General features: G+C 46.1%; 8 protein-coding genes and 1 pseudogene. 5 read left to right on the top strand and 4 right to left on the bottom strand.

The window, feature by feature from the left end; translation table 11 throughout:
- Positions 1–310 precede the first annotated feature (310 nt).
- The 3 genes from PKX57_RS11070 to PKX57_RS11060 all read left to right on the top strand — a co-directional run bounded on the left by PKX57_RS11070 (position 311) and on the right by PKX57_RS11060 (position 2379).
- Entirely contained in the window at positions 311–1519 is a 1209-nt protein-coding gene (locus PKX57_RS11070; RefSeq protein ID WP_472417331.1) for an ATP-binding protein, read from the top strand.
- Between the two features lie 268 nt (positions 1520–1787).
- Positions 1788–2036, top strand: coding sequence for a hypothetical protein (locus PKX57_RS11065; RefSeq protein WP_213919893.1), 249 nt, complete (start codon positions 1788–1790; stop codon positions 2034–2036).
- Complete coding sequence (locus PKX57_RS11060; protein WP_214048589.1) at positions 2017–2379, top strand: type II toxin-antitoxin system PemK/MazF family toxin; 363 nt, start codon at positions 2017–2019, stop codon at positions 2377–2379. Before PKX57_RS11065 ends, PKX57_RS11060 begins: the two co-directional genes overlap by 20 nt.
- Positions 2380–2591: 212 nt before the next feature.
- Here the strand turns inward: PKX57_RS11060 and PKX57_RS11055 are convergent, their stop codons facing one another.
- The 4 genes and pseudogenes from PKX57_RS11055 to PKX57_RS11040 all read right to left on the bottom strand — a co-directional run bounded on the left by PKX57_RS11055 (position 2592) and on the right by PKX57_RS11040 (position 4304).
- Positions 2592–2840 carry a DUF2442 domain-containing protein gene (locus tag PKX57_RS11055; protein ID WP_472417329.1) on the bottom strand — a complete coding sequence of 83 codons (249 nt, stop codon included), beginning with the start codon at positions 2838–2840 and terminating at the stop codon, positions 2592–2594.
- Between the two features lie 13 nt (positions 2841–2853).
- Positions 2854–3119: pseudogene (locus tag PKX57_RS11050) on the bottom strand (DUF4160 domain-containing protein).
- A gap of 554 nt (positions 3120–3673) precedes the next feature.
- Positions 3674–4072 (bottom strand): putative toxin-antitoxin system toxin component, PIN family, encoded by a 399-nt coding sequence (locus PKX57_RS11045; protein ID WP_214048402.1) that lies wholly within the window; start codon positions 4070–4072, stop codon positions 3674–3676.
- Positions 4056–4304 (bottom strand): toxin-antitoxin (TA) system antitoxin, encoded by a 249-nt coding sequence (locus PKX57_RS11040; protein ID WP_213922442.1) that lies wholly within the window; start codon positions 4302–4304, stop codon positions 4056–4058. The genes PKX57_RS11045 and PKX57_RS11040 overlap by 17 nt, the downstream gene beginning before the upstream one ends.
- A 605-nt stretch (positions 4305–4909) precedes the next feature.
- Between PKX57_RS11040 and PKX57_RS11035 the strand changes: the two genes are divergently transcribed.
- Both PKX57_RS11035 and PKX57_RS11030 read left to right on the top strand, forming a co-directional pair.
- The gene (locus PKX57_RS11035; RefSeq protein WP_213922443.1) at positions 4910–5179 is read left to right on the top strand and encodes a type II toxin-antitoxin system Phd/YefM family antitoxin; all 270 of its coding nucleotides are present in this window, start codon (positions 4910–4912) and stop codon (positions 5177–5179) included.
- Positions 5176–5478: a type II toxin-antitoxin system RelE/ParE family toxin gene (locus tag PKX57_RS11030; protein WP_213922444.1), complete on the top strand. Its 303-nt coding sequence runs from the start codon at positions 5176–5178 to the stop codon at positions 5476–5478. Before PKX57_RS11035 ends, PKX57_RS11030 begins: the two co-directional genes overlap by 4 nt.
- The last annotated feature ends 158 nt before the right edge of the window (positions 5479–5636 follow it).

The following is a 5636-nucleotide window of genomic DNA, read 5'->3' as shown; positions in this document are numbered from 1 at the left end:
CTCCTCACGTCTGTCCCATTTTTCGCGCACACTGTCATCCCGTAATGCTACTACGATCCGGGATCCACTCCTTAGAAAACCGTAATTCTGAGTCAAGCTCGAGAATGACGGTAAGGGAGCGAAAATAGGGACTGACGGGCTCCTCACGTCTGTCCCATTTTTCGCGTCCCACCCCCTCCCTCTCTCCTCCGGTCTCCGCTCTTCTCGCCGCTCTTTCGTGAAAAATAGAGTTCTATTTGTTAGTCGGTAAAGTATATTAAACTCCAATCGCTAGAATGGTATAATGTAATCAACTAAATGGAGGTGCGATATGGTAGACCTTCAACCCTTTTTCGAGATCCAGGAGAGACTTTTCAATTCTGTTCCTACAGAGTTCAAGCGTTACGCATATGAGCTCATTGATTGGAATGATCCGCTTCTGGGAATCGTTGGAGCCAGAGGCTGCGGAAAGACGACTTTGCTTCTGCAGAAGATCCTTGAGAAAGGACAGAAGGGTTTTCTGTACATCTCCGGGGACAATCCCTTAGTTCTCAGAGAGGGAATATACGCCATAGGAGACACATTCTTCAAGCTTGGCGGAAAGACGCTAGTGGTAGATGAAGCTCACAGGCAGCCGGGATGGGCAAATGACATCAAAGCCTTGCATGACTCGCATCCGGGAAAGCGGATTCACTTCTCGGGCAGCTCGAGGTACTCCGTAATGAAAGGGACCGCAGACCTCTCAAGGCGAGCGGTATTGAGTGAACTGAGGCATCTCTCATTCAGAGAATTCGTCAATCTGGAGAAAGGCGAAAATTTTCCCGCATTAAGTATCAGTGAGCTTCTCGAGAATCATATAAATATCAGCAGAAAGCTTCAGAAGCTACAGCCGCTGGAGCTGTTCAGGGAGTACTTGAGAACCGGTTCATACCCTTTCCGTCTTTCGTACGGCTCTTACTACGAGAGAATACTAAACACTCTAGACAAAGCGATTTATCAGGATGTTGTCGAACAAGATTCGCTGAGAGGCGAGGCGGCAACAATCATTAAGAAGATCATCGCCTTTGTGGCAACCAGTGTTGTTCCTTCAATCTCTCCCGAGTCGCTTTGTAAGGAGTTAGGAATAACCAAAGTCACCTTATACACCTATCTAGATTCTCTCGAGAGGGCAGGAGTTTTGAAAAGAGTCCTTCCGTGCGGAAGAGGAATAAAAGGAATGCGGAGCGGTTCAAAAGTCTTTCTCGGTGAAACCAATCTCTACTATGCTCTCGGCCTTTCGCAATGGAATCTTGAGGCAAACATGGGAACGATACGCGAAGCCTTCTTCGTTTCGCAAGTCAGTCATCTGGGGATTTGCGTACCGGCCAGCGGTGACTTTTCCGTGCGAGTGAAAGACAGAGAAATAACTTTCGAAGTCGGTGGTCCAGACAAAGGAAGACGCCAACTAAAGGATTCTTCAAACGGATTCGTACTGCGTGACGGTATCGAAATCGGATTCGAGAACATCATCCCGCTGTTCCTCTTCGGGTTTCTCTATTAGCAGCGAAAATAGGGACTGACGATTCTCCTCACGTCTGTCCCATTTTTCGCGCACACATCCCGTTGTGCATCTAAACGAGATCTCGCTCTTCTCTTCAGTCTCTTCCTCTCTCCTCTTCTCGCTCTTTCGAAGGATGGAGAGGCCGAATCGCGCGTGAAAATAGAGTCTGTCCCTATTTTCTATTTTCCCCCCTTTTTCCGGGTCGCCTTTCATACAAAGTATGTTATATTATCAGTATACAAATATGTTTACTCGGTGGTGATATATCTTGAAGACGCAGATCGTGCGAATTTCATCCGAAACTCACTCCAGACTTAAGGCCATGGCTTCGGCCAGCGGCGAAACGATAGGGGAGATTCTGGCTAAAGCGGTAGATGCCTACAGGCGGAAAATGCTTCTGAACGATGCCAACAGGGCCTTTGCAAGACTAAAAGAAAGGGAAGAACTCTGGAAAGACGAACAGAACGAGAGAGAAGAATGGGAAACGGCGCTCGCAGATGGACTGGACAAAGATTAATAACCTACCTTCCAGAGGCGAAATCTGGCTGGCGAACCTGAACCCGATCAGAGGTAGAGAACAGGCCGGTTTTCGACCATGCCTGGTAATTTCTGTTGACCAGTTCAACCACGGACCGGCAGAACTCGTGATCGTAGTTCCAATTACATCAAAAAACAAATCCATCCCCCTTCATATTGAGATATCCGGCAAAGAAACCGGGCTTGATCTCACAAGCTACATCAAAAGCGAAGACATAAGATCCATATCGAGAGATAGACTGGAAAAGAGAATCGGCAGAGTCTCGGAAGAAGTGATGTGCCAGGTCCTCGAACTCATAAAAATACTTCTCAATATAACATAATAGGCGATCTAGGATAGATCTTGTTAGCCTTCCCGCTCATCCGCGCATGCTCTCCTGAACTAAGAACAAAGAGCGAAAAACACGAGAAAAGTAGCTCTCTCCTCTTCTCGTGAAAATGGGGACTGACGGGCTCCTGACGTCTGTCCCCGATTTTCACGTCTCTCTTCTCTCTCTTTCGGAGTCTGTCCCTATTTTTCCTGAATTCTCTTTTCTCAACGAAGTACTGCTATAGGCCTTGAATGATCAAATAGGTACTCTGGGCAGATGTCCAGTCCATTGGACCATTCTACTGTATCAAAGCTAATACGAGCCGAGCAGAAGACCTTCGGGTCTCGTAGCTCCGAGAATTTTCCTTTGTTCAGTATTCCCTCCAGATCTATCGCTCTCTCTTCCCCGTTACTGAACTCAAGTATGAGTTGATAAGGTTTACAGCTCTTTATCGACTTTACTCCAATACTCATGTCAATACCTCCATTATCTTAGGGGCTCTATCTTGAAGGGAAGTTCACCGTTTGTCACAAGTTTCCAGTTAGCGATTAGCTCATCGGAATGAAGCTCAATCCATGCCTGAACCAATCGAAGCTTTTTACAGGAATCTCGCCACTTAGAAGTTCTCCATCGGGAATTGAGACGGTAGAACTGTGCTCCTGATAGTAAACGTGTATATGAGCAGGATTGTGCTCATTATGAGAGCAGTACATCCTCACAATTATTCCGTAGAACATACTTATTGTTGGCATCGATTCCTCCTTCCATAGCATATTATACTAAAGAAACAGGCCATATTTGTATCGCGTGTATCGCGTCACTGGGGAGAAACCTAAAACGACAATACTGTCACTATAGGGTCATTCCGTAATGCTCCCGCGCCGTTTCTACCCGATCCCGTCATCCAGTGAATGCCCCCGCAGAGCCTGCCCCGAAAAACCGGGACTGACAAATCTCTTCATGTCTGTCCCGTTTTTCGCACGATCCCGTCATTCCGCAATGCCCCTGCACTGTCATCCCGTAATGCTCCTACTAAGAACCGTTGTGGGTTGTTTGTAAGAGCCGAGAAAGCGCATCGAAAGTTCGCTTCGCTCACGAGAGAAAAGTAGCTCTCTCCTCTTCTCGTGAAAATGGGGACTGACGGGCTCCTGACGTCTGTCCCCGATTTTCACGTCTCTCTTCTCTCTCTTTCTCTCTCCTCTTCTCACTCTTTCGGAGTCTGTCCCTATTTTTCCTCGCGTCTCTCTCCCTTTCTCTCTCTTCTCGCTCTTTCGAAGGACGGCTCTTAACTCTCTTTTAGAGAGCGTCAAAGAGAATCCTTCAGATATTGTGATGGCGTCTTGCATTTTACATTGCCTTGCAGTGCGCTTTGCAGACAGAGCTTGTCTCCGGTTATAAGCAAGGCATTTCTGGCCGCCGCCAATGAAATGAAATGATTGTCCGGAAGATCGGTACTGAAACCAACCAACTGGTAGTCGTCGACAATTTCTACCATCGTTATAAAATATTCTATAAAGCTGGAAAGAGCTTCCAATTCAGCGTTTCTACACTTTTCCATCAATTTCACTATAAACCTTCGCAACTCTTGCGGGAATATTCCCGGTTCAATTACTTCCTGCTCCAGTGCCTTAATAATGGCTCTACTACATGTTCTGGAGCCAAGAGCCGCTGAAATCACAACATTCGTATCAATAACTACCTTCATCTTTCATCTCTTTTCTTACCTCATCTAGAACTCCTAATCCCTCTTCTTCGCTGAGTCCAATCTTTCTCGCTTCTTCATGGGCTTTTGAAAGATAGTAATTCATCAAATCCTCCTTAGACACGGGTGATACCTTCATGATCGGAACCCCGCGCCTAAGAACCAAAAGCTCTTCTTTGCTGTCAACAATCTCGCTGAACCTGTTTCGAATATCCCTGACATTAACAGTCTTCATAATCATCACCTCAAAGTCATTGTATCACGTATATAATCTTTAGTGATACAAATGTATCACACTAGTTGTCGACCTGAATAACCTCCTCCCATTCCCCGCACTGTCATCCCGTAATGCTCCTATCACGAGAAGGCGAAAGCGAAAATGGGGACTGACGGGCTCCTGACGTCTGTCCCATTTTTCGCGTCCCGTTTTTCGCACGATCCCGTCATTCCGCAACGCCCCTGCACTGTCATCCCGTAGTGCTCCTACTAAGAACCGTTGTGGGTTGTTTGTAAGAGCCGAGAAAGCGCATCGAAAGTTCGCTTCGCTCACGAGAGAAAAGTAGCTCTCTCCTCTTCTCGTGAAAATGGGGACTGACGGGCTCCTGACGTCTGTCCCCGATTTTCACGTCTCTCTTCTCACTCTTTCGGAGTCTGTTGTATTTTTCCTATTTCTCTCTTTCTCTCTCTTTCTCTCTCTTTCTCTCTCCTCTTCCCGCTCTTTCGAATGACGGGTTCACGCTCCTGGACGAAGGACCAAGGCCAGCTCCTAGCTCTCTTTCCGCATAAAAAAGTTGTATAATAATACGTATTATAATACTAAAACTAAGGAGGCAATATAAAATGGACGGGTTATCTAAAGATGCCACAGTGAGCATGACGGATCTATCAAGGAGTCCGGCAAAATACTTCAAACAGCTTGAAAAGAGCAAGCGAGCATTGCTGGTAATCAAAAACAGTGAGATAAAATACGCCGTGATGAACATAAAGGAGTACGAAAAACTAATCGAGCTGAAAGAACTGATCGAAAGATCCGAGATTGCAGGCATTTTGGAAGCAAGGGCAGAAACGCCAAAAGAAGAATACCTTGAGGCGGATATTGACAGCTTATGAAAGCCTGGACGATCAAATATCACCCCGAAGCATTGAGAGAACTTATCGAACTGGATGGCCAGGCTAAGGCGCTCGCAAAAGGCAAATTGAAACAGATCTCCTCAAATCCCTATATTGGAGTGGCTCTTGGTAACAAGCACGGAATTGATCTATCTGGCTTTTTCAAGACCTATTTCTTCAGAAAGAAATATAGAATCGTATTCTCTATTGACACAGACTCGAATACAATATACATAATCAGTATCAACAAGAGAGAAGACCTCGCGGCTTATATTCAAGCCTTTAGGAGACGAAAATAGCAGTATCCAGAAAACTGGCCTTAAAGAAACCTCATGACCGGGATTTTCACGGAGGCCTATAAGTACTCTTGGTCTCCAACGAAGAACCACTCTTATTCTCTTCCATCCCGTAGTGCTCCTATCACGAGAAGGTGAGAGCGAAAAACACGAGAGAAGAA

This window comes from Mesotoga sp. (assembly GCF_035363035.1).
Lineage (GTDB): Bacteria > Thermotogota > Thermotogae > Petrotogales > Kosmotogaceae > Mesotoga.
This window is presented reverse-complemented; position numbering and strand designations above follow the sequence as displayed.

What these genes read in the sequence shown, in the direction of transcription:
- PKX57_RS11040 (WP_213922442.1), bottom strand. Translation starts at nt 4,304, where the DNA reads ATGAAGACTGTTAATGTCAGGGATATTCGAAACAGGTTCAGCGAGATT.
- PKX57_RS11055 (WP_472417329.1), bottom strand. Translation starts at nt 2,840, where the DNA reads ATGAGTATTGGAGTAAAGTCGATAAAGAGCTGTAAACCTTATCAACTC.
- PKX57_RS11035 (WP_213922443.1), top strand. Translation starts at nt 4,910, where the DNA reads ATGGACGGGTTATCTAAAGATGCCACAGTGAGCATGACGGATCTATCA.
- PKX57_RS11045 (WP_214048402.1), bottom strand. Translation starts at nt 4,072, where the DNA reads ATGAAGGTAGTTATTGATACGAATGTTGTGATTTCAGCGGCTCTTGGC.
- PKX57_RS11070 (WP_472417331.1), top strand. Translation starts at nt 311, where the DNA reads ATGGTAGACCTTCAACCCTTTTTCGAGATCCAGGAGAGACTTTTCAAT.
- PKX57_RS11030 (WP_213922444.1), top strand. Translation starts at nt 5,176, where the DNA reads ATGAAAGCCTGGACGATCAAATATCACCCCGAAGCATTGAGAGAACTT.
- PKX57_RS11060 (WP_214048589.1), top strand. Translation starts at nt 2,017, where the DNA reads ATGGACTGGACAAAGATTAATAACCTACCTTCCAGAGGCGAAATCTGG.